Here is a 24,482-nt window from a genome sequence, read left to right on the forward strand (position 1 = left end):
TCAGGCACGGCCAGTTCCCTCTCCCTGAGGGAGAGGGTGAAAAACAGCGTCATATGTAAGCCCAGGCACGGCCAGTTCCCTCTCCCTTGAGGGAGAGGGTTAGGGTGAGGGGGAAAATGCGACTTCCTCACCCTCATTTCACACAAATGTTCCCCCGATCACAAAACGATCATTTTCCCCACCAGCGATCTTCTCAAAACAACTGTTACGCGTATACAGTTACGCGTAACAGTTGATGTGCAAGAGGTTTTTTATGGGCAACTTATTTGATTTATCGGGTAAACGCGCGCTGGTAACCGGTTCTGCGCAGGGGATTGGCTTGCTGCTGGCTCGCGGCCTGGCAGAGCACGGCGCGGAGGTGGTGATTAACGACATCACCCAACAGCGCGCTACACAGGCAGCGGATGCCCTGACGGCTGAGGGATTCCGCGCAGTGGGTTACGGTTTTGATGTCACTCATGCGCAGGAGGTGGCCAAAGCCATCGACAACATCGAACAGGAGGTGGGCACAATTGATATTCTGATTAATAACGCCGGTATTCAACGCCGTTATCCCTTTACTGAATTTCCGGAAGCCGAATGGGATAAAGTGATCGACGTGAACCAAAAATCCGTATTTCTGGTTTCCCAGCAGGTCGCGAAATATATGATGCAACGTCGGCAGGGGAAAATAATTAATATCTGCTCAATGCAAAGCGAATTAGGACGCAAAACGATTACACCTTACGCCGCCTCAAAAGGTGCGGTCAAAATGTTAACCCGCGGAATGTGTGTTGAGCTGGCGGAATACAATATTCAGGTTAACGGTATTGCGCCGGGATATTTTGCCACCGACATGACCGCCGCGCTGGTTGACGACGAAGCCTTTTCCGCCTGGCTCTACCAGCGCACGCCCGCAGCCCGTTGGGGAAAACCAGAGGAGCTGATTGGTGCGGCAGTTTATCTCGCGGCGCCTGCTTCTGATTTTGTGAATGGTCATATTCTGTTTGTCGATGGCGGAATGTTAGCCGCCGTGTAACAACATAAAATAACGATAGATGATGCTCATCGTCTGAGGATTGAGTATGAAAACACTTAGCAAGCTGCCAGTTCGCCGCTGGTGGTATTTAATGCCGATTATTTTTATTACCTACAGCCTGGCCTATCTTGATCGCGCGAATTACGGTTTTGCCGCCGCAGCCGGAATTGAAAATGATTTAGGGATCACCAAAGGGACCGCATCGTTAATTGGCGCGCTGTTCTTCCTTGGTTATTTCTTTTTCCAGGTGCCGGGGGCAATGTACGCGGTAAAACGCAGCGTGCGGAAAATGATTTTTTTCAGCCTGATATTATGGGGGTTCTGCGCGGCAGCCACCGGTTTCGTCAGTAATATCCCGACATTGATGGCGATTCGCTTTACCCTGGGTATTGTCGAAGCGGCTGTGATGCCCGCGATGCTTATTTACATCAGCAACTGGTTTACCAAAAGCGAGCGTTCACGCGCCAATACTTTCCTGATTCTCGGTAATCCGGTGACGGTGTTGTGGATGTCGATTGTCTCTGGTTACCTGATTCAGGCCTGGGGCTGGCGCGAAATGTTTATCATCGAGGGCATTCCGGCGGTGCTGTGGGCTTTCTGCTGGTGGGCGCTGGTGCGCGATAAACCGTCAGAGGCTACCTGGCTCAGTGAAGAAGAAAAACAAGCGCTTCAGCAGGCAATGGACAGCGAACAAACGGCCATCAAGCCCGTGCGTAACTACGGTGAAGCGATGCGTTCGCGTAACGTCATTATGCTGTGTGCCGTGCATGCGCTGTGGAGTATCGGTGTCTACGGCTTCATGATGTGGATGCCGTCGATTCTGAAAAATGCGGCGCAAATGGACATTGCCTCCGTCGGCTGGCTGGCCGCTGTGCCTTATCTGGCGGCAATTTGCCTGATGCTGGTAGTCTCATGGCTCTCCGATAAACTGCAAAACCGTAAGCTGTTTATCTGGCCTTTGCTACTGATTGCGGGCGTCGCGTTCTTCGGGTCGTGGATGTTGGGCACCCAGGCGTTCTGGCTCTCCTATGCGTTGCTGGTAATTGCCGCAGCCTGTATGTACGCACCTTATGGGCCGTTCTTCGCGTTGATACCGGAACTGCTGCCACGCAACGTCTCGGGCGTGTCGATGGGGTTAATCAACAGTTTCGGCGCGTTGGGTGCGTTTATCGGGGCGTGGCTGGTAGGTTATCTCAACGGCATCACCGGCGGGCCTGGCGCGTCTTACACCTTTATGGCGACCGCGCTGTTTGCGTCGGTGGTACTGATGTACTGCGTGCGCGCGCCAGGCGAAACGACGCGCGGCACGCTGCAAACGAATAAGGCCGCCAGCTAAACGGGTTGGATGCAGATCCTGCCCGGCTGTGATAAGGTTCTCTGCGAGCAAAACAGGCATTATGTCGCAGAGAACCTCATGAAAAACAATCGGATGACATTGCAGGATATCGCTAACCTCGCGGGGCTAAATAAGATGACGGTCAGCCGTTATCTGCGAGACCCTAATCAGGTCTCTGCGCGTAGCCGTGAATTGATTTCGAAAATCATGGAAGAGAACAACTACATTCCCAATCGCGCGCCGGAAATTTTGCTCAACGCGCGCAGTAAAACGATCGGCGTTTTGATTCCTTCGTTTCGCAATCAGATCTTCGCCGACGTACTGGCGGGGATCGAGTCCGTGACCTCCGCGCATCAATACCAAACGCTGATCGCCAACTACGAATACGATCCCTGTCGTGAAGAGCGGGAAGTGCTGAATCTGCTTTCGTATAACATCGATGGCCTGATCCTCACCGGCCGCCAGCATACGGACAGAATGGTACAGTACCTGCGCGCCAGCGGTATTCCGGTGGCGGAGCTAATGGACGTTTCCGGGCAACCGCTCGATATCCAGGTCGGCTTTGATAATGAAAAAGCCGCCTGGGAGATGACCACCGCGTTTCTCGACAGCGGCAAGCGACAGATCGCCTTCTTTGGCTCAATGGATGACCCGCGCGATCTCAGTCGATATCGCGGCACGCAAAATGCGCTGGCGGCGCACGGCCTGGAGCCGTACCACCTGGCGCCGAAAACCATCTCTTCGGTTTCACTGGGGCGTCAAATGTTTCAGCAAATGCGCCAGCAGCGCCCGGATATTGACGCGGTATTCTGCACCAATGATGACCTGGCGGTCGGCGTGCTGCTGGAGTGCCAGGCGCAGAATATCAGCGTGCCGGGCGAGCTGGCGATCGCGGGTTTCCATGGGCTGGAAATAGGGCGGGCACGCCTGCAAAAAGTCGCCAGCGTGGTCACGCCGCGCTTCGAGATTGGCCAGGTGGCCAGCGAATTGCTGCTCAAACGACTGGCGGGTAAAGATGTGCCGGAAAGCGTGAATGTGGGCTATCAGATTTATTACGGCGATACGCTGTAATTAGTGCAAATCATCCTGTGATAAAAATGTAAGAATTTAGTCATGTGACCGTCACATTACTTTTATACAGTCGCTGCGATTTCATTTTTTTAGTTTTTTCATGGAGATGATAATAATGAAGTACAGCGCTCTCTTTATTGCATTAATACCTTTGCTGGCAACCCCGATTATTCACGCAGAAACCCTGACTGCACCCGCGCTTGATAGTCGTGCGGCGCAGGGTGATATCACTGCGCCCGGTGGCGCACGTCGCCTGAGCGGCGACCAGTCAGCGGCGCTGCGTGCGTCGATCATTGATAAACCGGCGAAAAATATTATTTTGCTGATTGGCGATGGCATGGGAGATTCCGAAATTACCGCTGCGCGCAACTACGCGCTGGGCGCGGGCGGCTTCTTTAAAGGCATTGATGCGCTGCCGCTGACCGGTCAGTACACCCACTACGCGCTGGATAAAAAAACCGGGAAACCGGACTACGTCACTGACTCCGCCGCCTCGGCCACCGCATGGAGCACCGGCGTGAAAACCTATAACGGCGCGCTGGGCGTGGACATCCATGAGCAGCCACATCAAACGCTGCTTGAGCTGGCAAAATCCGCAGGCCTTGCAACAGGCAACGTCTCTACCGCGGAATTGCAGGACGCAACTCCAGCGGCACAGATTTCTCACGTGACCTCGCGTAAATGCTACGGTCCGAGCGTGACTACGGAAAAATGCCCGACTAACGCGCTGGAAAAAGGCGGCAAAGGCTCCATTACCGAGCAACTGCTGAACGCACGCGCTGACGTCACCTTAGGCGGCGGCGCGAAAACCTTTGCTGAGACCGCTACCGCAGGCGAATGGCAGGGCAAAACCCTGCGCGAGCAGGCACAGGCGCGCGGCTACCAGCTGATCAGCGATGCCAGCGGGCTGGCGAGCATTACCGAGGCGAATCAGGACAAACCGCTGCTGGGGCTTTTCTCTGACGGCAACATGCCGGTGCGCTGGGAAGGGCCAAAAGCGTCCTATCACGGCAACATTGATAAACCAGCTGTAACCTGTACGCCGAACCCGAAACGTGATGACAGCGTGCCGACGCTGGCGCAGATGACCGACAAGGCGATTACGCTGTTGAGTAGCAACGAAAAAGGCTTCTTCTTGCAGGTGGAAGGCGCGTCGATCGACAAACAGGATCACGCAGCAAATCCGTGCGGGCAAATTGGTGAAACGGTCGATCTGGACGAGGCTGTGCAGAAAGCATTGGCATTCGCACAGAAAGACGGTAACACACTGGTGATCGTCACCGCTGACCACGCCCACGCCAGCCAGATTGTCGCGCCGGATACGAAAGCGCCCGGCCTGACTCAGGCATTGAATACCAAAGATGGCGCGGTCATGGTAATGAGCTACGGCAACTCGGAAGAGGAATCGATGGAGCACACCGGCACTCAGGTGCGCATCGCCGCGTACGGCCCACATGCGGCGAACGTCGTTGGCCTGACCGACCAGACCGATCTTTACTACACCATGAAGTCCGCGCTTGGCCTGTAATATTTCCAGTAGTCCCGACGGCTAAATAGCGCCGTCGGCTTGTTTTATTTCCGCCAGCGTTCAGAATTGTAAGGATTGTCTTATATAAGGATGGTGCAATGAAACTCGCAATACTGGGTGCTTTTGTTTTTGGTCTCTGTTTTGTCTCTACCGCAGGCGCGGCAGATCAAACATTAACGCCGCAGCAGCAGCGCATGCGCGACTGTAATGCGCAGGCAACGGCGAAAACGATCAAAGGTGATGAACGCAAAACTTACATGAGCGCGTGCCTGAAAGGGCAGGATGCAGCGAAAGAGAAAGGCGTGACGCCTCAGCAGCAGAAAATGCGTGAATGTAATGCGAAAGCGACCGAGCAGTCATTAAAAGGCGACGACCGTAAGAAATTTATGAGCGCCTGTCTGAAAAAATCCGCTTAACGCAATCGACTTTTTGGCAAGAAATACGCCCGGTAGAATTTAGCCGGGCGTTTTTATTCAGAGGATCAGGCTTTACTCATTTTCTCTGATTTTTCCATGCAGGCTGCCATGGCTTCGATAACGGCAGAGCGGAATCCTTTTTCTTCCAGTACGCGGACGGCTTCAATCGTTGTGCCGCCAGGCGAACAAACCATGTCTTTTAATTCACCCGGATGCTTACCCGTTTCCAGGACCATCTTCGCTGAACCCATCACCGCTTGTGCGGCAAATTTATAGGCCTGCGCGCGCGGCATTCCGCCCACAACGGCCGCATCGGCCATCGCTTCGATAAACATGAATACATACGCCGGTGCGGAACCGCTGACGCCAACGACCGGATGAATCATCTGCTCGGCGATGATTTCGGCTTCGCCAAAGCAGCGGAAAATGTTCAGCACATCGGCGGTATCTTCCGGCGTGACCAGTGCGTTGGGGGTTACGGAGGTCATTCCTGCGTTCACCAGCGACGGTGTATTTGGCATCGCGCGGACGATTTTACGATCGTGGCCCAGCGCGCGCGCCAGTTGATCCAGCGTGATGCCAGCAGCAATAGAGACCACCAAAGAATCTTTATTAAAGCTGGAAGCGACTTCGCTCAGCACTTTAATCATGATGCCTGGCTTCACGGCACCGAAGACGATGTCCGCCACCTGGGCGACTTCCTGCGCGCTTTCGGCGGCGTTAATACCGAACTGATCGTGCAGGGCGGCGACTTTATCCGGCGATGGGGTATAGACCCAAATCTGGCCCGGCAGCACCTGACCGCTGGCAATCAGGCCGCCAAGAATTGCTTTACCCATATTCCCGCAGCCGATGAAGCCAATCTTCTTGTCCATGATGTCTCCCATTGTGTGTTTTTTTATTAGTGTACCTTTATAGGCGATTTGTCGCGACGAGTAACCTGAACATTACGCGACAGCACGCGCCGGGCATGTCATCATTACCCACCGTTTTGCCAAATTCAGGAGAGGTAATGACAATTTGGGTTGATGCGGACGCCTGTCCGAACGTCATCAAAGAGGTACTGTTTCGCGCGGCGGACCGCACTCAAACGCAGGTAACGCTGGTAGCAAACCAGTCTCTGCGCGTGCCCCCATCACGTTTTATACGGGCGATGGTGGTGCCAAAAGGTTTTGACGTTGCCGATAACGAAATAGTGCGCTTATGTGAACCGGGCGATCTGGTGATCACTGCCGATATCCCGCTGGCGGCTGAAGTGCTGGAAAAGGGCGCGGCGGCGTTGAATCCGCGCGGCGAGCGTTACAGTAACGCGACGATTCGCGAGCGTTTAACCATGCGTGATTTTATGGACACCCTGCGCGCAAGCGGCGTGCAAACCGGCGGCCCGAGCACGTTGAGCCAGCGCGACAGACAACAGTTTGCGGCGGAACTGGATAAATGGCTGCTGGCGGCAAAACATCCTTAATGTGAATTTCGTCACAAAAATGTGTTACCGTTTGCACCGTCTGCTCGCTTGTCAACGAAGCCTGCTTTCGTGTACATTTATCTAAACAATATGTGACACTTTTTCTTTACGCTTTTGCACGTACTGTTTTCAGGCATATTTGTGCTTGTCTTACAGAGTCTGGATAGTTCTGTAACTCTTTATTTACACTTACTTGTGTACTAGTTTGGTGATATCATTCTTAATTCAGATATGCGTCCCGCATCTTCATCGTTCCAGGGAGAACGCCAGGTCATGACTCAGCCTATTTTTTTGATTGGCGCGCGTGGTTGTGGAAAAACAACTATAGGTCAACGGCTTACCCATGCCTGTGATTTTCACTTTGTGGATACCGATCAAGTATTGCAACAGCGTGCCGGCATGACAGTCGCCGATATTGTGGTGCGAGAAGGCTGGGCCGGTTTTCGTGCCCGTGAAACGCAAACGCTGCAATTCGTCACCCAACCGGCAACGGTCGTGGCGACGGGCGGGGGCATCATTCTGGCTGAAGTGAATCGCGACTTTATGCGTCAGAATGGCGTGGTGATTTACCTCAATGCGCCGGTATCGGTCCTGGCGGACCGCCTGGAAGCCTTCCCGGAAGCATCGCAGCGCCCAACGTTAACGGGAAAACCGATCACGGAAGAAGTGGCGGATATCCTGGCGCAGCGCGATGCTCTCTATCGCCAGACAGCGCACCATATTGTTGATGCATCGGCCTGTCCGGACGACGTGGTTGAGCAAATTCTGACCGAACTGCGTCTGGCTCGCGCCTCTTAATTCAGGCATTGCCTATACTTAACGCTCTGTCAGTCAACATAAGGAAGAGCGATGCCGACCAATCCCCCGTATCCACGCGAAGCGCGTATTGAAGTTGTCGAAAAAGGGCAGCCCGGCCAAACGGTCACCTGGTATCAATTACGCGCAGACCACCCCACACCCGATACGCTGATTAGTGAGCATACTACGAAGCAGGACGCGCTTGACGCCAAACAGCGCTATGAAGACCCTTCCAAAAGCTAACACCCCTCAATAAGGCCCAATAATAAAGTGGTTATATTGGGCCTTAATCACACTTTTTACTTATCGTAACTGTTATTAAAAGGTTAAAGTTTAGTTATATCAGGAGCGTGCCGGAATCATCCGGAACCTTTACATTTCGCCTGATAAATGAGCTGCTACGCTTCTGAACGGTGTTTTTTCATCCATCCAGGTGGCCAAGTGGTAAGAAGAGCCGTGTGCAGGCAGGAGTTGTAAAGAAGGTACATAACATGAATACGACGTTGGCGATTCTGACGGTAGGGGTTGTATCCGTCAAAGAAGTGTTGCCACTACTCACTGAGCACATCAGGGAAGATCAGATTACCCATAAGAGTTTGTTAGGAAATCTGAGTCGTGAGGAGGTTATGAAGGAGTATGGGGCGCAACCGGGAGAGGAAACAATTCTGGCGTTGCTTAACGATAACCAACTGGCTGAAGTCTCCCGTTCAAAAATTGAACGCGATCTCCAGGCCATTATTGAAGTGCTGGATAATCAACAGTATGACGTCATTCTGTTGATGAATACGTTTAAACTGCAACATCTGGTGGCGCGTAATGCGATGCTTATCGAGCCTCAGCGAATTATTCCACCGTTAGTGGCGTCGATTGTAGAAGGCCATCAGGTTGGCGTGATCGTTCCCATTGAGGAGATTCTTCGCGCACAACAGGAGAAGTGGCAGGTACTGCCCTCTGAACCCTATTACGAACTGGCAAACCCGATTCACGGTACCGATCTTGAACTGGTGACCGCCGGAGGCAAACTCGTTGAGCAGGGCGCGGATGTACTGGTGCTGGACTGTTTAGGCTTCCATCAGCATCACCGTGATTTGTTACAAAAAGCGCTGGATGTCCCTGTTTTACTGTCAAATGTGCTGGTCGCCAGGCTGGCGGCAGAATTATTAGTTTAACAATATATACCCAAAATAATTCGAGTTGCATGAAGGCGGCAAGGGAGTGAATCCCCGGGAGCGTTCATAAGTACGTGACTGGGGTGAACGAGCGTAGCCAACGCACAGGCAACTTGAAGTATGACGGGTATAAATTCGCGTGACAGGCTTCTGTCCGTACCCCTATATTGAGTGATTAAACACAAGACAATAAGGGCCTGTTTATGCTTCAAAGCAATGAATACTTCGACGGAAAAGTGAAATCCATTGGTTTTACCAGCAGCAGCACCGGGCGCGCGAGCGTCGGCGTGATGGCGGAAGGCGAGTACACCTTTGGCACCGCGCAGCCGGAAGAGATGACGGTAGTCAGTGGCGCGCTGAATGTGTTGCTACCAGGTGCAACCGAGTGGCAAGTGTATACCGCTGGTGAAGTGTTCAACGTGCCCGGCAACAGCGAGTTCCATCTGGAAGTGGCGGAACCGACGTCTTATCTTTGTCGTTATCTGTAAGAGTGTCTCCTTCCTGCTGCGGCAGGAAGGAGTAGTGAAGCATTAACGCTGTGCTTCTCCGCCAAGCCCTTCCACCAGGCTCTTAATCAGAGCAGCCAGTTCCCCGGTCATCAGGATAAAGTCAGCATCAAAACGCGCAGCGTAGTCTTCTCTGTCAAAATCTTCGTTCTGGTCACGCAGTTCATCGCTGAACTTCAGACGTTTAATTGAACCGTCGTCGCACATTACGAACTGAATGCGCTGCTGCCAGTCGAGCGCCAGTTTGGTCACCAGCTTACCGGCTTCGATATGCACCGCAATTTCATCACAAACCAGATCCTGTTTCTTCGCGCGGATCACGCCGCCATCTTCGAGGATCGCTTTCAGCTCTGCTTCATCGAGGATCTGGAAGCTCTGCGCCGCCGAACCGGAACGCACCCATTCGGTCAGGGTCAGCTCGATCGGGTTTTCCATTGTCAGCGGGACAACCGGCAGTGAACCCAGGCTTTTACGCAGCAGGGCGAGGGTGTCTTCCGCTTTTTTAGCGCTGGCGCAGTCAACCATAATCAGATCGTTCACGGTGTCGATCCACATCATCGTCTGGCTGAAGCGGCTGAAGGCGCGCGGCAGCAGAGAGTGCAGCACTTCATCTTTCAGCGAATCTTTCTCGGTTTTTTTCAGCTTACGACCCTGATCGGCTTCCAGCTTGTGGATCTTCGCTTCCAGCGCCTGCTTCACCACCGGAGACGGCAGGATCTTCTCTTCTTTACGGGCGCAAATAATAATCTGACCGTTGGCCGTGTGGGTCAACGCGTCGCTTTGTGACGAGCCCATCGGCGGAACCCAACCGGTTTTCGCCATATCCTGGCTTCCGCACGGGGTGAAAGTCCATTCAGCGAGCTGTTTTTCCATCTCTTCGGCGCGCAAAGAAATGTCGCGGCTGAGACGATAAACCATTAAATTTTTGAACCACAGCATGATATTTCCCACGGCTTTATCGTTAAATTCAGCGGGCATGATAACGAATTGTCTCTATGCTTGCATTGTTAATCGGGGAATTTCAGAAGGAGCGTTCTGTGCGTATTGGGATTGATCTGGGCGGTACAAAAACGGAAGTCATCGCGCTAAGCGACAAGGGAGAGCAGCTGTTCAGGCATCGCTTACCGACGCCGCGCGACTATCGTGAAACGATTGAAAACATTGCTCATTTGGTGGCAATGGCCGAAGAGGCGACCGGGCAAACGGGAACGGTTGGAATAGGTATTCCTGGCTCGATTTCGCCCTACACCGGGGTGGTGAAAAACGCTAACTCCACGTGGCTGAACGGGCAGCCGTTTGATAAAGATCTCAGCGAGCGTCTGAGTCGGGAAGTGCGTCTGGCGAACGATGCCAACTGCCTGGCGGTGTCCGAAGCCATTGACGGCGCGGCAGCGGGTGCACAAACAGTGTTTGCGGTGATTATTGGCACCGGTTGCGGCGCGGGCGTGGCGATTAACGGGCGTTCGCACATCGGCGGTAACGGTACGGCGGGCGAGTGGGGGCATAATTCGCTGCCGTGGATGGACGATGACGAATTGCGCTATCGGGCGGAAGTGCCGTGCTACTGCGGGAAACAAGGCTGCATTGAGACCTTTATTTCCGGCACCGGCTTTGCGACGGATTATCATCGGCTGAGCGGCAACGCGCTGAAAGGGCGGGAGATTATGCAACTGGTGGAACAGGGCGATGCGCTGGCGGAGCAGGCCTTCAGCCGCTATGAGCAGCGCCTGGCGAAATCGCTGGCGAACGTGGTCAATATTCTCGACCCGGATGTGATTGTGCTGGGTGGCGGGATGAGTAACGTTGATCGCTTGTATCGAACGGTACCGGAGTTAGTGAAGCCGTGGGTGTTTGGCCGCGAGTGCGAAACACCGATTCGCAAAGCGGTGCACGGTGATTCCAGCGGCGTGCGCGGCGCGGCGTGGTTGTGGCCGTTGTAGGGGACGCGTTCGGGGGAATTGTGCGGCTATTTCCCCCTCACCCTGGCCCTCTCCCTCAAGGGAGAGGGGACCGATTGTGCGCGATGTGGTGTTCTCCCTCTCCCTGTGGGAGAGGGACGGGGTGAGGGCATCAGCGCGCACATTCCCCCACATTTCAATTTCACTCCACCGCAAACACCTTATCCAGCCTGCTATACCCCAGCCCGTTAATTTTCTTCACTTTAATCTGTACCGGAATGCGCTCTTTCATCGCCTCTACGTGGCTAATCACGCCGATGATTTTGCCGCTCGCGTTGAGCGCATCCAGTGCGTCCAGTGCTGTGTCGAGTGTTTCGCTGTCCAGTGTACCGAAGCCTTCATCAAGGAACAGCGAATCAATGCGCGTCTTGTGGCTTACCAGGTCAGAAAGCGCCAGCGCCAGCGCCAGGCTGACGAGGAAACTTTCGCCGCCGGAGAGGGTTCGCGTGTCGCGTACCGCATCCGCCTGCCAGGTGTCGACCACTTCCAGTTCCAGCGCCTCGCTGGCTTTACGTTGCAGCAGATAGCGCCCGTGCAGGCGGCTTAGCTGGTCGTTTGCCAGCCATACCAGATTATCCAGCGTCAGCCCCTGGGCAAATTTGCGGAATTTATCGCCCTCTTTAGAGCCAATCAGTGCGTTCAGATGCGCCCAGTCTTCCACCTGCGCGCTGGCTTTTTCAATCTCCCGCAGCAGGTTTTGTTGCTGGCGGCGGTTCTCTTCATCCTGTTTCAACTGCTGGCGAAGTTCTCCCTGACGCGCGCTGTTTTCCCGCAACTGCTGGGCCATCAGCGCCAGTTGGGTTTGCACCTGTTCAAGTGAAACATCATCGCTAAGCGTTGCCGGGCGTTGGGCCTGATGACGTTGCAGAGCATCTTGTGCCTGAGTATCCAGCGTGCGGCACTGCTGAAGCTTGCTCTCCAGCGACTGTTTAAGTTGCTCCAGGCGCTCGCGCTCAGGCTGTTCCAGCAATGCGGCCTGAAACGCCACGCGGTCGCTGAATTGTGATTCCGCTAATGCCTGGTCGAATTCGCGCTCGGCCTGATCCAGACGCTCTTTTTCCAACGCTTCCTGCTGCGACAAGGTTTGCCACTGGCTGGCGAGGGAGATGCAATCGTTGTGGATCTGCTGCCATCCCTCCAGCGAAACGGATGTTGTCTCTTCGATTTCACATGCAGGCAGCGTGTCCAGCAACGGCAGAAGCTGGGCGAGTTTATGCTGCGTCTCACCGTGCTGTGTCTGCTGGCTTTGCCAGAGCCGATTTTCCTCTTCGCGCGCCGCCAGCCAGGCGCTCTCTTCCCCGGCAAGCGGTGCGGTGAGCGAAAGCGTTGCCAGTTGAGCCTGCAACGCCTCGCGGCGCTGGGTGAGTTCATTCTGTGCCTGCGAAATCTGCTGCTGAAGGTCGGTTACCTGCTGCTGTAAATTCAGCCGCTGACTGTGCTGATAAAGCTGCTGTTCGTACTCTTCCTGTGCGGCAAGCCACTCGCTAATCGCTTCCCCGGCGTGAAGCGTCACGCCTAACGCGGCCGTCACCTCCTGCCATTGATAGGTAAGTGCTTGCTCCTGCTGAGAAAGGGACTCCAGCTCGCTTTCTTCTAGCTGCTGTTGTTTTTGCAGGGCATCCTGCTGGCCGCGCAGGGTTGCACCTTCTTCCGCCAGCCGTTTGACGTCATGCTCCAGTACATCGCGACGCGCCTGATTGACACCGGGCGTCAGCGCCTGGTATTCCGCAATCGCCGGATGCTCGGTCGCACCGCACAGCGGGCAGGCGCAACCGGGTTGCAGCCTGGCGCGTTCGGCTTGCAGACTCACAATGGTTGCTTCCATGTCGCACAGCGCGCGGACGTCGTTCAGTTGCTGGTTTTGCTCTTTGTAGCGCTGGCGGCGATCGGTCAGGTCAGCGGTCAGTTTTTCCAGCTGCTGGCGACGGTTGCTCTGTGCTTCTATCAACTGCTGACGCCGTTTTTGCAGCGGCAGGAACCGTGCATGCAGTGTAGTGAGCTGCTGGCGCAACGGGCGCGCGGCACTGTGCGCGTTAATGGCGTCGCTGGCTTCGGCCAGATTCAGCGTCAGCGTGGAGGCCGGTAACTGGGCTAGCTGTTTTTCCAGCGTACTCAGGCGCTGCTGGTTGTTCTGCAACTGCGTGTTTTCACGCGCCTGTAAAGCAAACGCAGCGCGCCAGCCGGTGAGTTCACTGCCCCAGTGTTTGAAACGATCGTGCTCCTCAAGCCACTGGTTAAGCTGAGTTTGCGTTTGCTGCAACCTGCGAATCTGTTCAACCGCCGTGGTGCGGATACGGTTACGGCGGGTGGTTGCTTCATGTAAGCGAGTATTTACTTGCAGCGTTTGCTGCCGGGTTCTGGCAAGCGTGATTGCCTGCTCCTGAAGGTGTGCCCAGCGCGGGCGCAGCAGCTCCGCCGGTTGGGCGCGGCGTAACGTGTCCAGTTGGGGCTGCGCGGTTGCCAGGGCCTGTTCTGCTGCGGTTAGCGCTTCCCGGGCGGTATACGTTTCGCGCGTCAGTTCCTGCTGGCGCAGCAACCACTGTTGCTGATGTTGTGCGATAGTCTGCTGCTCCAGTGCGGCTTTCTCTTCGAGAGTAAGCGCCTGCAAACTTCCCAGCAGTGACTGTTGCTGCTCTTCACTTAGCAGCACCATCCCGGAGGATTGCGCCTGTAGCTTTTCAAGATCGGTTCGCGCCAGCTTATGCTTTTCAAAGACTTGCGCAGAAATTCGCCCATAAATTTCCGTGCCGGTGAGTTCCTCCAGCAGCTCCGCGCGCTCTTTCGGGCGCGCATTAAGAAACGCGGCGAACTGCCCCTGCGACAGCAACATTGAACGGGTGAAGCGCCCGTAATCCAGCCCGCTCAACGACGCGATAAGTTCGAGTTTGTCTTTGACTTTGTCGGCCAGAATTTTGCCGTCATCGCGACGCGCCAGCTCAACGCGCGGCGCCTGTAGGTTGCCGTCCGGCTGATTGCGCGCGCGGTTCTGGCTCCAGAATGCGCGATAGGCCACGCCCTGTACTTCAAACTCAACTTCCGCCAGACACTCGGCGGTGTCGCGGGTCATCAGATCGTTTTGTGATTGCGATACCGTGTTGAGGCGCGGCGTTTCGTGATACAGCGCGAGACAAATGGCGTCCAGCAGGGTGGTTTTCCCCGCGCCTGTCGGCCCGGTGATGGCAAACAGGCCGTTGCTGGCGAAGGGTTCGGCGGTGAAATCGATTTTCCACTCGCCTTTCAGCGAGTTGAGATTTTTCAGGCGCAGGCTGAGGATTTTCATGGTTGCGGCTCCTCATCAAGCGAGTGTACGGTGAGATCAAACAACGCTTTCATGCGCGCCTGCTGGGATTCTTCCAGCGTTTCCAGCGCCAGACGACGCTGGAAAACCTCTTCAACTTCCAGTTCGCTCAGGGTTTCACGCAGGCTGTTGTCCATAATGCGCTGACGCTGTTCGCGGCTGCGCCGGACCAGCAGCACATCCACGGGTAAATCATCGGTAATGACCTGAATTTTACGCTGAATATCATGCAGATATTCATCACTGGTGATTTCGATATCCAGCCAGATTGGGGTCTCAGACGGGGCATCGCGATACTGTGCCAACTGGCTGCTGATGCTCTCAAAGTCGCCCTTAATGACCGCCAGCGGTTGCGTGGCCGGGACATCGAGTGGCGTGACGTCCTGAAGCTTACCGTCGACAAAGGTCACCTGGTTAACGCTCTTACTTTTCCCCGTTTCATCGAAGCTGAGCGGGATAGGCGAGCCGCAGTAGCGAATATGCTCGCTGCCACCAATTTTCTGCGCGCGATGAATATGCCCCAGGGCGATGTAATCGGCGGGCGGGAAGTTTTGCGCCGGAAAGGCATCCAGTGTGCCAATATAGATGTCACGCACGGCATCACTTTTGCTGGCACCGACGGTGGTCAGGTGGCCGCTGGCGATAACCGGCAGCGGGCGATCGCTGCGAAGCGTACAGGCCTGCTGGTATTGTTTCTGATAGTAGTCAGTAATGGTTTCCAGTAAATGCTGCTGTTTTTCCGCACCGGAAAGCCCGGCCTGGCTGACGACGATATCGCGCGGACGCAAAAACGGCACCGGGCAGAAAACTGCGCCGGGTGTGCCGTCGCGGCGATTCAGAATAAAAGGCTCGTGTCCGGCGCTGGCAATCACCGTCGTATTCAGGAACGACAAAATATCGCGCGATTCATTCAGCGTGGCGACGGAGTCATGATTCCCGGCAAGCACCACCAGATGACAGCCGGTTTGTTGCAGATTCACCACAAAGCGATTGTAGAGTTCGCGCGCATAGCTTGGCGGCGAGCCGGTATCAAAGATATCGCCCGCCACAATAATGGCGTCTATCTGTTCGCGTTGCGCGGTCTCCAGCAGCCAGTTCAGAAACGCATCGTGTTCTGCGGCACGGCTTTTACTGTAAAAATTCTGGCCTAAGTGCCAGTCTGAAGTATGAAGAATTCGCATCGTCATCCCTGTGGGGAAAAAAGCATAGCCGGGATTATACATTCCCCGGCATCATGATCGACGGGGGAATTCGGGATGTGTCATAAAACGTAAAGGGTCATCATGTAACGGTCATGTTTTTCATAAAAGTGTCATAAATCTGACGCATAATGGCGCCAAATGTATACTGATGGCTAAAAAAACAGGGCATAAAATGGCGAGACGTATTCTGGTCGTTGAAGATGAAGCACCCATCCGCGAAATGGTCTGTTTCGTGCTGGAGCAAAATGGTTTCCAGCCGATTGAGGCGGAAGATTATGACAGCGCGGTGAATCAGCTCAATGAACCCTGGCCCGATCTTATTCTGCTCGACTGGATGCTACCGGGCGGCTCAGGGCTACAGTTTATCAAACATCTCAAGCGTGAAGCGCTGACCCGTGATATTCCGGTTATGATGCTGACGGCGCGCGGTGAAGAAGAGGATCGCGTACGCGGTCTGGAAACCGGCGCGGATGATTACATTACTAAACCCTTTTCCCCGAAAGAGCTGGTGGCGCGTATTAAAGCGGTGATGCGCCGTATCTCCCCAATGGCGGTGGAGGAGGTGATTGAGATGCAGGGTTTAAGCCTTGATCCCACCTCGCATCGCGTGATGACCGGGGAAAACCCGCTCGATATGGGCCCGACCGAATTTAAGTTGCTGCACTTCTTTATGACGCATCCTGAACGCGTCTATAGCCGTGAGCAACTGTTGAACCATGTCTGGGGCACTAACGTTTATGTGGAAGATCGCACGGTGGATGTGCATATTCGCCGCCTGCGTAAAGCGCTGGAACACAGCGGCCACGATCGTATGGTGCAAACCGTTCGCGGCACGGGCTACCGTTTTTCGGCTCGTTTCTGAATGTTGACAGGAGTGTGACGCGTGCTGGAACGGCTGTCATGGAAAAGACTCGCCTTTGAGCTTTTCTTGTGTTGTCTCCCGGCCCTGATATTAGGGCTGCTTATCGGCCATCTTCCCTGGTTTCTGCTGGCCGCGGTGACCGGGTTGTTGATTTGGCATTTCTGGAATCTTTTACGTCTTTCCTGGTGGTTATGGGTCGATCGCAGCATGACGCCACCTCCGGGGCGCGGTAGCTGGGAACCCCTGTTGTACGGCCTTAACCAGATGCAATTGCGTAATAAAAAACGTCGCCGTGAACTGGGTAATCTGATTAAACGCTTTCGTAGCGGTGCAGAATCGCTGCCCGATGCGGTGGTATTGACCACGGAAGAGGGCGCAATCTTCTGGTGTAATGGCCTGGCGCAGCGGTTGCTTGGCCTGCGCTGGCCGGACGACAGCGGGCAAAATATTCTTAACCTACTGCGTTATCCGGAATTTACGCAGCATCTTAAGCAACGCGAGTTTCTTAAACCGCTGCATCTGGTGCTCAATAATGGGCGCCATCTGGAAATCCGTATCATGCCCTATACCGACCGGCAGTTGCTGATGGTGGCGCGCGATGTCACGCAAATGCATCAGTTGGAAGGTGCGCGGCGCAACTTCTTTGCCAACGTCAGTCATGAACTGCGTACGCCATTGACGGTGTTGCAGGGCTATCTGGAAATGCTTCAGGAGCAGGTGCTCGAAGGCCCAACGCGCGAAAAAGCGTTGCATACCATGCGTGAACAGACGCAGCGTATGGAAGGGCTGGTGAAACAGCTGCTGACGCTATCGAAAATTGAAGCCGCACCGACACTCACCCTCAATGAAAAGGTGGATGTGCCGATGATGCTGAAGGTGGTTGAACGGGAAGCGCAGACTCTCAGCCAACATCAGCACGAACTTCATTTTGATATTGATGACACGTTGAAAGTGCTGGGTAATGAAGAGCAACTGCGCAGTGCGGTATCGAATCTGGTGTACAACGCGGTGAATCATACGCCTGCGGGCACGAAAATCACTGTGTGCTGGCAGCATGCGCCGCACGGCGCGCTGTTCAGCGTTGAGGACAGCGGGCCTGGCATCGCGGCGGAACATATTCCGCGTTTAACTGAGCGTTTTTATCGCGTGGATAAGGCGCGTTCCCGACAGACCGGCGGCAGCGGATTAGGGCTGGCGATTGTTAAACATGCGTTGAATCATCACGATAGCCGTCTGGATATCGACAGTCAGCCAGGGAAAGGAACGCGCTTTAGTTTCCTGCTACCGGAACGATTAATTGCCAAATAAAGGGCCTGAACTGGCGCTTGTCACGATGCGTTTCCACAGACCAGCCTCGGCTGGTCTGTTTACTTTGCAGTCAATCAGGGCTCGGATAATTAATGAACAACTGACGCTTTTTTGTTCGCACGATCAGCCATGTGTTTTTCCTATATCTGGTTATTCGTTCCAGGTTTGTCTTTACTATCGGTATAATCGTCTGGTTTTGCGATCCCATATTGCTTTAAAACGTTATAAGCGTTTAAATTGCGCCTAATGCAGTAGGAATCAGACTGTATTTACGTAGCAAATCAAAAAACTATTCTTCCTCACGCTACGAAGGGAGCATATCCCGCTGAGTTTGTTGCTTGTTTCCTCTGAAACATTCCGTTGGAGCGGGCACAAAGTTTTTTATTTGTACAACACCACATCCACAGGCAGTAGTTACATATGACCCATCAGTTAAAAACACGCGACATCATCGCTCTGGGCTTTATGACCTTTGCGTTGTTTGTCGGCGCTGGCAACATCATTTTCCCTCCTATGGTCGGTTTGCAGGCGGGTCCGAACGTCTGGATCGCCGCGCTCGGCTTTTTGATTACCGCAGTCGGTCTGCCTGTGTTGACCGTTGTCGCGCTGGCAAAAGTCGGCGGTGGCGTCGATAGCCTGAGTACGCCAATTGGTAAAGTCGCAGGTGTTCTGCTGGCGACCGTCTGTTATCTGGCCGTAGGTCCGCTGTTTGCGACGCCGCGTACCGCGACAGTCTCATTTGAAATTGGTATTGCCCCGCTGACGGGCGATGGCGCGATGCCGCTGTTTATCTACAGCCTGGTCTATTTTGCGCTGGTGATCCTGGTTTCCCTCTATCCGGGCAAACTGCTGGATACCGTCGGCAACTTCCTCGCGCCGATGAAAATTCTGGCATTACTGGTGCTTTCCGTTGCTGCGGTTATCTGGCCGGCAGGCCCCATCAGCCACGCGCTTGAAGCCTATCAAACAGCACCGTTCTCCAATGGTTTTGTGAATGGTTATCTGACCATGGATACCCTGGGCGCGATGGTATTCGGTATCGTTATCGTTAACGCGGCACGTTCTCGCGGCGTCACTGAAGCCCGCCTGCTGACTCGCTATACCATCTGGGCGGGTCTGATGGCCGGTGTTGGCCTGACGCTGCTGTACCTGGCGCTGTTCCGTCTGGGTTCCGATAGCGCGCTGCTGGTCGATAAGAGTGCGAACGGCGCGGCGATTCTGCATGCGTATGTGCAGCATACCTTCGGCGGGGCAGGCAGCTTCCTGCTGGCGGCGCTCATCTTTATCGCCTGTCTGGTTACCGCTGTTGGCCTGACCTGTGCGTGTGCGGAGTTCTTCGCGCAGTATCTGCCGCTCTCTTACCGTTCGCTGGTGTTTATTCTGGGTATCTTCTCGATGGCGGTCTCCAACCTGGGGCTGAGCCACCTGATTCAGATCTCCATTCCGGTACTGACGCTGATTTATCCGCCATGTATCGCACTGGTTGTATTAAGCTTTACCCGCGGTTGGTGGCATAATTCGACCCGCGTAATTGCACCCGCGATGTTTATCAGCCTGATGTTTGGTATCCTTGACGGTATCAAAGCATCGGCCTTCGCTGATGTGTTGCCTGGCTGGACGGCGCGTCTGCCGATGGCGGAGCAAGGCCTGGCCTGGCTGCTGCCGACGGTGATAATGGCGGTTCTGGCGATTATCTGGGACCGTGCGGCAGGCCGACAGGTAACGTCTAACGCGCATTAATTTTCGCGCGATAACACTCTGTTTAACCACGGGACTTTACGTCCCGTGGTTTTTTGTTTTTTGGTAAGAAATGGCATTGGAAACGATGGAAAACAACAAGCTGAAGCGCGGGCTAAGTACCCGGCACATTCGCTTCATGGCGCTAGGGTCGGCAATTGGTACCGGGCTGTTTTATGGTTCCGCCGATGCAATCAAGATGGCCGGGCCGAGCGTGCTGCTGGCCTATATTATTGGTGGCGTGGCGGCGTATATCATCATGCGCGCGCTGGGCGAAATGTCGGTGCACAACCCGGCAGCCAGTTCTTTCTCGCGCTATGCACAGGAAAACCTCGGCCCGCTGGCTGGCTACATCACCGGCTGGACCTACTGCTTTGAAATCCTGATTGTCGCGATCGCTGACGTAACCGCGTTCGGCATCTATATGGGCGTCTGGTTCCCCGATGTGCCGCACTGGATTTGGGTGCTGAGCGTGGTGATGATCATTTGCGCTATCAATTTGATGAGCGTGAAGGTCTTTGGTGAGCTTGAGTTCTGGTTCTCCTTCTTCAAAGTCGCCACCATCATCATCATGATTGCCGCCGGTTTCGGCATTATCATCTGGGGGATTGGCAACGGCGGGCAACCGACCGGCATACATAACCTCTGGAGCAACGGCGGTTTCTTCAGTAACGGCTGGCTCGGCATGGTGATGTCGCTGCAAATGGTGATGTTCGCCTACGGCGGTATCGAAATTATCGGTATTACCGCCGGTGAAGCAAAAGACCCGGAGAAATCCATTCCGCGCGCCATCAATTCCGTGCCGATGCGTATTCTGGTGTTCTACGTGGGTACACTGTTTGTGATCATGTCTATTTACCCGTGGAACCAGGTGGGCACTGACGGCAGCCCGTTTGTGCTGACTTTCCAGCATATGGGCATCACCTTCGCTGCCAGCATCCTCAACTTTGTGGTGCTGACGGCCTCGCTTTCAGCAATTAACAGCGATGTGTTCGGCGTGGGCCGTATGCTGCACGGCATGGCCGAGCAGGGCAGTGCGCCAAAAGTGTTTGCCAAAACCTCGCGTCGCGGTATTCCGTGGGTCACCGTGATGGTGATGACCATTGCGCTGCTGTTTGCGGTGTATCTGAACTACATCATGCCGGAAAACGTCTTCCTGGTGATCGCCTCGCTGGCGACCTTTGCCACCGTATGGGTGTGGATTATGATCCTGCTCTCACAGGTCGCCTTCCGCCGTCGTCTGTCGCCGGAAGAGGTGAAAGCGCTGAAATTCAAAGTGCCGGGTGGCGTGACCACGACGATTATTGGCCTGATTTTCCTCGTCTTTATCATCGGCCTGATCGGTTATCACCCGGATACGCGTATTTCTCTGTATGTTGGTTTTGCATGGATTGTGCTGCTGCTGATTGGCTGGATGTTTAAATCGCGTCGTAGCCGTCGTTAATATGCGCAATGGGTTGGCCTGATAAGCGAAGCGTCATCAGGCAAAAAATAGTTAAATCGAAGCCCGATAACGTCTAGTTATCGGGCTTTTTTTTTATATTGATATGGTAAATAAATTATTTTGATCATTGTCAAGGGATCTTATTAGAACAAGTGTAATGTAATGATTGTTATCATTTAATATTGCAAATATTCTATCGTTGATAATGATAAAAAATATGTATTGTCATTTGGTGTTTTTTTTGAGATTAAATGGAGTTACTCATGAGTAGTTATGGTTTAATGAGTTTGAAAAACATAAAGGCAGATATAGACAGGCTTGTATTCGATATAGCATTTCACTACTTGAATGATATAAAGATACGCTCTGAATTTATGGTGTCAGAAAATATGACCTCTGATGATTATATAGATGGTTATGTATCGGGGAGAACAAGTTTCGCGCAGGCGATGGACGGACTAAATAAACAATACCATCGTTTACTCGAGAATCAAAGTCAACTACAAATGGGAAGTATTAAACTTTACGCAATTGCTGAACGTGAAAAAGACAGACACTCTACACTTACCATTACTCTGAAAAGGGTCGGTTTTGTTAGTGGTGCTATGCAGGTTATTGGTGGTGCCGGTATTTGCAAAGTAAGTCTTGGCGCAGCGTGTAAAGCTTATGGTTTTCCTTTAATGATTCAGGGTACAGAGAATATTTGGGAGAACGGCTACTACTTGGTTTACCATACTGATCCCGAGAAAGTCCCAGTTCGTGAGGCTTACCGCTATGCAGCCAGGCTCCTTGGCGGAGACGACAAAGACGGAGACATCGCATTTTCTGCAGGAGATATTGTTTTATCCGCAGGTTCCTTATCGTCATTTGTCCTGAAAGAAGATTCATGGAAATTGTTTCATTTTATTCAAGAGGATTATATTCGTAACTGGAGTCAATTAGGTGCTGCAGGATGGCTTAATGAAGTAGTGGGTAACGCAGCAAGTGTATTCTCCATTAAAAAGGCTATTGGCGAAAATGAAACGAACTGGAAAAAGTTAGGCAAGGAATAACATGTACAATAAAGAAGATATGAACCTTATTGAAAAATTGACTGCACTAGGCCTGGATGTATATACAATTCAGCGGTTAATCAACGTTGCAAATATGAAAAGGATTAGCATCCAAAAAGCGTACAGATTAACTGAAGCTAATGTTTTTAATGTTGATTTGATTTTGATAGTCATTGTGATTTTTTTTGTTGCTTCTATTGGTCTGAGTAACATCAAAGACCTGCTTGCCTTAGCTTTGATATTTGGTCTGGTGTTTGTTGTTATTGAAATAACCTGTCGTTTTCATAAGGGGTTCTGGAGAATGCTAAAATGCTATATCAGGTTGCGTGGAATATAGTGTAATGAGAGCGATTTGTGATTTGCCTAACTTGTATTTTTTTAATTGTTAGCTGACTCCGCCCCCAGCCTCCGCCCCCGAAAAACGACGAAAAGAGGAGTAGAGCCCAAATAGCTTGTGGCAAGGTGGGCTCACTGTTAACTGAGGGGAATTAAATGATGTTGAACGCCTGGCATCTGCCTGTCGCACCCTTTATTAAGTCGCACGACGATCGCCTGTCGCTGACCTTGTGGTTGCGCGGAAACGACCTGCCGCAGCGCATCACGATGCGTGTGGAAATCGACAATGAAGAGTGCGTCGTGGCGATGAAACGCCTGAGCAAATCACCGGTACCGGGCGTAACCGCCTGGCGCGGTGAGATACCGCTCGACAGCGGGCAGCCGCGCCGCCGCTATGCTTTTAAACTCTTGTGGCCAGACCGCCAGCTTTGGTTTGCGCCAAAAGGGTTTAGCCCTATTCCACCCGCGAAGCTTGAGTTGTTTGCGGTCGATCTGCCCGACAGCGGGCCGCAGTGGGTGGCTGATCAGATCTTCTATCAAATCTTCCCGGACCGTTTTGCCCGTAGCGAAACGCGTACGCCGGAACAGGACAAGGTTTATTACCACCACGCCGCCGGGCATGACATTATTCTGCGCGACTGGGATGAGCCCCTCACCGCAGACGCAGGGGGGTCGACGTTCTACGGCGGCGACCTGGACGGTATCAGCGAAAAGCTGCCGTATCTGAAAAAACTGGGCGTGACCGGGCTGTACCTGAACCCGGTTTTCACCGCGCCAAGCGTGCATAAATATGACACTCAGGATTATCGCGAAGTAGACCCGCAATTTGGGGGGAACGCGGCTCTGCTGCGCCTGCGCGAAAATACCCAGCGCGAGGGGATGCGCCTGATCCTCGACGGCGTGTTTAACCACAGCGGCGACACGCATGCCTGGTTTGATCGGCAGAATACCGCAAGCAGCGGGGCGTGCCATAACGCGTCGTCGCCGTGGCGCGACTGGTACAGCTTCTCGCCGGAGGGCCGCGCGCTGGACTGGCTGGGCTATCCAAGCCTGCCGAAGCTTGATTATCAGTCAGAATCGCTGGTCAATGAAATCTATCGCGGCGAAGAGAGCATCGTCCGCTACTGGCTGAAAGCGCCGTGGAATATGGACGGCTGGCGGCTGGATGTGGTGCATATGCTCGGTGAGGGCGGCGGCGCACGCAATAATCTGCAACACGTCGCGGGAATAACCCAGGCGGCGAAAGAGACGCGCCCGGACTCTTACGTTTTCGGCGAACATTTTGGCGATGCGCGCCAGTGGCTACAGGCTGATACGGAAGATGCGGCGATGAATTATCGCGGCTTTACACTGCCGGTGTGGGCGTTTCTGGCCAATACCGACCTCTCTTACGATCCACAAAAAATCGATGCGCAAACCTGCATGACGTGGATGGAAGATTATCGTGCGGGGCTGTCGCATCAGCAGCAGTTGCGGATGTTTAATCAGCTAGATAGCCACGATACCGCACGCTTCAAAACACTGTTGGGCAAAGATGTCGCCCGATTAGGGCTGGGCGTAGTGTGGTTGTTCAGTTGGCCGGGCGTGCCGTGCATCTATTATGGCGATGAAGTCGGTGTGGACGGCGCGAACGACCCGATGTGTCGTAAGCCGTTCCCGTGGGATAAAAGTCAGCAGGACGGTGAACTGCTCGCGCTTTATCAGCGGATGGCGAAACTGCGTAAAAAGAGCGAAGCATTGCGGCGCGGCGGTTGCCAGGTGCTGTACGCCGAAGATAACGTCGTGGTGTTTGCGCGTGTCCTGAAAAGGGAGCGCGTGCTGATAGCCATTAACCGTGGTGAGGCCTGCGAAGTGGTGCTGGAAGATACGCCGCTGCTGAGCTTTAACACGCTCACGCAGCGGGAAGGCAGTGGCGAAAATCAGGATGGCGTACTGACGCTACCTGCACTGTCGGCCACGGTCTGGTTTGGCGAGTAAA

At 53.8% G+C, this 24,482-nt stretch carries 22 protein-coding genes; 18 read left to right on the top strand and 4 right to left on the bottom strand.

The genetic code is table 11. The annotated features are described in order from the left end of the window. Positions 1–253 precede the first annotated feature (253 nt). The 5 genes from idnO (at position 254) to NMC31_RS11480 (ending at position 5,369) form a co-directional block, all read left to right on the top strand. Positions 254–1,018, top strand: coding sequence for a gluconate 5-dehydrogenase (gene idnO / locus NMC31_RS11460; RefSeq protein WP_253897988.1), 765 nt, complete (start codon positions 254–256; stop codon positions 1,016–1,018). A gap of 46 nt (positions 1,019–1,064) precedes the next feature. Continuing rightward, positions 1,065–2,354: an MFS transporter gene (locus tag NMC31_RS11465; protein WP_253897989.1), complete on the top strand. Its 1,290-nt coding sequence runs from the start codon at positions 1,065–1,067 to the stop codon at positions 2,352–2,354. A gap of 78 nt (positions 2,355–2,432) precedes the next feature. Beyond that, positions 2,433–3,425, top strand: a complete 993-nt coding sequence (gene idnR, locus NMC31_RS11470) for a DNA-binding transcriptional regulator IdnR (protein WP_149462173.1) — start codon at positions 2,433–2,435, stop codon at positions 3,423–3,425. Between the two features lie 100 nt (positions 3,426–3,525). Then, entirely contained in the window at positions 3,526–4,953 is a 1,428-nt protein-coding gene (gene phoA, locus NMC31_RS11475) for an alkaline phosphatase (protein ID WP_253897990.1), read from the top strand. A 98-nt stretch (positions 4,954–5,051) separates the two neighbouring features. Further along, positions 5,052–5,369 (top strand): PsiF family protein, encoded by a 318-nt coding sequence (locus NMC31_RS11480; protein ID WP_015965640.1) that lies wholly within the window; start codon positions 5,052–5,054, stop codon positions 5,367–5,369. Positions 5,370–5,434: 65 nt separating this feature from the next. On the opposite strand, the gene proC is transcribed toward NMC31_RS11480, so the two are convergent. Next, positions 5,435–6,244 carry a pyrroline-5-carboxylate reductase gene (gene proC, locus NMC31_RS11485; RefSeq protein WP_015965639.1) on the bottom strand — a complete coding sequence of 270 codons (810 nt, stop codon included), beginning with the start codon at positions 6,242–6,244 and terminating at the stop codon, positions 5,435–5,437. Between the two features lie 137 nt (positions 6,245–6,381). On the opposite strand from proC, the gene NMC31_RS11490 reads away from it, so the two are divergent. The 5 genes from NMC31_RS11490 to ppnP all read left to right on the top strand — a co-directional run bounded on the left by NMC31_RS11490 (position 6,382) and on the right by ppnP (position 9,289). Continuing rightward, positions 6,382–6,834, top strand: a complete 453-nt coding sequence (locus tag NMC31_RS11490; protein ID WP_253897991.1) for a YaiI/YqxD family protein — start codon at positions 6,382–6,384, stop codon at positions 6,832–6,834. A 273-nt stretch (positions 6,835–7,107) separates the two neighbouring features. Continuing rightward, positions 7,108–7,632 (top strand): shikimate kinase AroL, encoded by a 525-nt coding sequence (gene aroL / locus NMC31_RS11495; RefSeq protein WP_149462169.1) that lies wholly within the window; start codon positions 7,108–7,110, stop codon positions 7,630–7,632. Between the two features lie 51 nt (positions 7,633–7,683). Then, on the top strand, positions 7,684–7,875 hold the full coding sequence (locus tag NMC31_RS11500) for a YaiA family protein (RefSeq protein WP_015965636.1): 192 nt from the start codon (positions 7,684–7,686) through the stop codon (positions 7,873–7,875). Positions 7,876–8,123: 248 nt separating this feature from the next. Beyond that, positions 8,124–8,801 carry an AroM family protein gene (locus tag NMC31_RS11505; RefSeq protein ID WP_253897992.1) on the top strand — a complete coding sequence of 226 codons (678 nt, stop codon included), beginning with the start codon at positions 8,124–8,126 and terminating at the stop codon, positions 8,799–8,801. A gap of 203 nt (positions 8,802–9,004) precedes the next feature. After that, the gene (gene ppnP, locus NMC31_RS11510; RefSeq protein ID WP_015965634.1) at positions 9,005–9,289 is read left to right on the top strand and encodes a pyrimidine/purine nucleoside phosphorylase; all 285 of its coding nucleotides are present in this window, start codon (positions 9,005–9,007) and stop codon (positions 9,287–9,289) included. A gap of 42 nt (positions 9,290–9,331) precedes the next feature. Here the strand turns inward: ppnP and rdgC are convergent, their stop codons facing one another. Next, positions 9,332–10,246: a recombination-associated protein RdgC gene (gene rdgC, locus NMC31_RS11515; RefSeq protein ID WP_253897993.1), complete on the bottom strand. Its 915-nt coding sequence runs from the start codon at positions 10,244–10,246 to the stop codon at positions 9,332–9,334. A 98-nt stretch (positions 10,247–10,344) separates the two neighbouring features. Between rdgC and mak the strand changes: the two genes are divergently transcribed. Continuing rightward, positions 10,345–11,247 carry a fructokinase gene (gene mak / locus NMC31_RS11520; protein WP_253897994.1) on the top strand — a complete coding sequence of 301 codons (903 nt, stop codon included), beginning with the start codon at positions 10,345–10,347 and terminating at the stop codon, positions 11,245–11,247. A 160-nt stretch (positions 11,248–11,407) separates the two neighbouring features. Here mak and sbcC read toward each other — a convergent pair whose 3' ends face one another. Together sbcC and sbcD are read right to left on the bottom strand one after the other, a co-directional pair. Beyond that, on the bottom strand, positions 11,408–14,545 hold the full coding sequence (gene sbcC / locus NMC31_RS11525; RefSeq protein ID WP_253897995.1) for an exonuclease subunit SbcC: 3,138 nt from the start codon (positions 14,543–14,545) through the stop codon (positions 11,408–11,410). Beyond that, positions 14,542–15,744: an exonuclease subunit SbcD gene (gene sbcD / locus NMC31_RS11530; RefSeq protein ID WP_253897996.1), complete on the bottom strand. Its 1,203-nt coding sequence runs from the start codon at positions 15,742–15,744 to the stop codon at positions 14,542–14,544. Before sbcD ends, sbcC begins: the two co-directional genes overlap by 4 nt. Before the next feature lie 193 nt (positions 15,745–15,937). Here sbcD and phoB point away from each other — a divergent pair, with 193 nt between their 5' ends. The 7 genes from phoB to malZ all read left to right on the top strand — a co-directional run bounded on the left by phoB (position 15,938) and on the right by malZ (position 24,481). Beyond that, positions 15,938–16,627, top strand: a complete 690-nt coding sequence (gene phoB / locus NMC31_RS11535; protein ID WP_015965629.1) for a phosphate response regulator transcription factor PhoB — start codon at positions 15,938–15,940, stop codon at positions 16,625–16,627. 21 nt (positions 16,628–16,648) lie between these two features. Then, a complete protein-coding gene (gene phoR / locus NMC31_RS11540) occupies positions 16,649–17,935 on the top strand; it encodes a phosphate regulon sensor histidine kinase PhoR (protein WP_253897997.1) in 1,287 nt (428 codons plus the stop codon). A gap of 420 nt (positions 17,936–18,355) precedes the next feature. Further along, entirely contained in the window at positions 18,356–19,675 is a 1,320-nt protein-coding gene (gene brnQ, locus NMC31_RS11545; RefSeq protein WP_253897998.1) for a branched-chain amino acid transporter carrier protein BrnQ, read from the top strand. An 85-nt stretch (positions 19,676–19,760) separates the two neighbouring features. Continuing rightward, positions 19,761–21,116: a proline-specific permease ProY gene (gene proY / locus NMC31_RS11550; protein WP_253898088.1), complete on the top strand. Its 1,356-nt coding sequence runs from the start codon at positions 19,761–19,763 to the stop codon at positions 21,114–21,116. A gap of 263 nt (positions 21,117–21,379) precedes the next feature. After that, entirely contained in the window at positions 21,380–22,168 is a 789-nt protein-coding gene (locus tag NMC31_RS11555) for a DUF4225 domain-containing protein (RefSeq protein WP_253897999.1), read from the top strand. Between the two features lies 1 nt (position 22,169). Beyond that, positions 22,170–22,505 carry a hypothetical protein gene (locus tag NMC31_RS11560; RefSeq protein ID WP_253898000.1) on the top strand — a complete coding sequence of 112 codons (336 nt, stop codon included), beginning with the start codon at positions 22,170–22,172 and terminating at the stop codon, positions 22,503–22,505. A gap of 158 nt (positions 22,506–22,663) precedes the next feature. Continuing rightward, positions 22,664–24,481 carry a maltodextrin glucosidase gene (gene malZ / locus NMC31_RS11565; protein ID WP_253898089.1) on the top strand — a complete coding sequence of 606 codons (1,818 nt, stop codon included), beginning with the start codon at positions 22,664–22,666 and terminating at the stop codon, positions 24,479–24,481. Position 24,482 lies beyond the last annotated feature (1 nt).

The organism is Pseudocitrobacter vendiensis, assembly GCF_943590815.1.
Classification (GTDB): Bacteria; Pseudomonadota; Gammaproteobacteria; order Enterobacterales; family Enterobacteriaceae; genus Pseudocitrobacter; species Pseudocitrobacter vendiensis.

Excerpts from the sequence above, each read along its gene's own strand:
- idnO (WP_253897988.1), top strand. The coding sequence starts at position 254 with ATGGGCAACTTATTTGATTTATCGGGTAAACGCGCGCTGGTAACCGGT.
- NMC31_RS11465 (WP_253897989.1), top strand. The coding sequence starts at position 1,065 with ATGAAAACACTTAGCAAGCTGCCAGTTCGCCGCTGGTGGTATTTAATG.
- idnR (WP_149462173.1), top strand. The coding sequence starts at position 2,433 with ATGAAAAACAATCGGATGACATTGCAGGATATCGCTAACCTCGCGGGG.
- phoA (WP_253897990.1), top strand. The coding sequence starts at position 3,526 with ATGGAGATGATAATAATGAAGTACAGCGCTCTCTTTATTGCATTAATA.
- NMC31_RS11480 (WP_015965640.1), top strand. The coding sequence starts at position 5,052 with ATGAAACTCGCAATACTGGGTGCTTTTGTTTTTGGTCTCTGTTTTGTC.
- proC (WP_015965639.1), bottom strand. The coding sequence starts at position 6,244 with ATGGACAAGAAGATTGGCTTCATCGGCTGCGGGAATATGGGTAAAGCA.
- NMC31_RS11490 (WP_253897991.1), top strand. The coding sequence starts at position 6,382 with ATGACAATTTGGGTTGATGCGGACGCCTGTCCGAACGTCATCAAAGAG.
- aroL (WP_149462169.1), top strand. The coding sequence starts at position 7,108 with ATGACTCAGCCTATTTTTTTGATTGGCGCGCGTGGTTGTGGAAAAACA.
- NMC31_RS11500 (WP_015965636.1), top strand. The coding sequence starts at position 7,684 with ATGCCGACCAATCCCCCGTATCCACGCGAAGCGCGTATTGAAGTTGTC.
- NMC31_RS11505 (WP_253897992.1), top strand. The coding sequence starts at position 8,124 with ATGAATACGACGTTGGCGATTCTGACGGTAGGGGTTGTATCCGTCAAA.
- ppnP (WP_015965634.1), top strand. The coding sequence starts at position 9,005 with ATGCTTCAAAGCAATGAATACTTCGACGGAAAAGTGAAATCCATTGGT.
- rdgC (WP_253897993.1), bottom strand. The coding sequence starts at position 10,246 with ATGCTGTGGTTCAAAAATTTAATGGTTTATCGTCTCAGCCGCGACATT.
- sbcC (WP_253897995.1), bottom strand. The coding sequence starts at position 14,545 with ATGAAAATCCTCAGCCTGCGCCTGAAAAATCTCAACTCGCTGAAAGGC.
- sbcD (WP_253897996.1), bottom strand. The coding sequence starts at position 15,744 with ATGCGAATTCTTCATACTTCAGACTGGCACTTAGGCCAGAATTTTTAC.
- phoB (WP_015965629.1), top strand. The coding sequence starts at position 15,938 with ATGGCGAGACGTATTCTGGTCGTTGAAGATGAAGCACCCATCCGCGAA.
- brnQ (WP_253897998.1), top strand. The coding sequence starts at position 18,356 with ATGACCCATCAGTTAAAAACACGCGACATCATCGCTCTGGGCTTTATG.
- proY (WP_253898088.1), top strand. The coding sequence starts at position 19,761 with ATGGAAAACAACAAGCTGAAGCGCGGGCTAAGTACCCGGCACATTCGC.
- NMC31_RS11555 (WP_253897999.1), top strand. The coding sequence starts at position 21,380 with ATGAGTAGTTATGGTTTAATGAGTTTGAAAAACATAAAGGCAGATATA.
- NMC31_RS11560 (WP_253898000.1), top strand. The coding sequence starts at position 22,170 with ATGTACAATAAAGAAGATATGAACCTTATTGAAAAATTGACTGCACTA.
- malZ (WP_253898089.1), top strand. The coding sequence starts at position 22,664 with ATGTTGAACGCCTGGCATCTGCCTGTCGCACCCTTTATTAAGTCGCAC.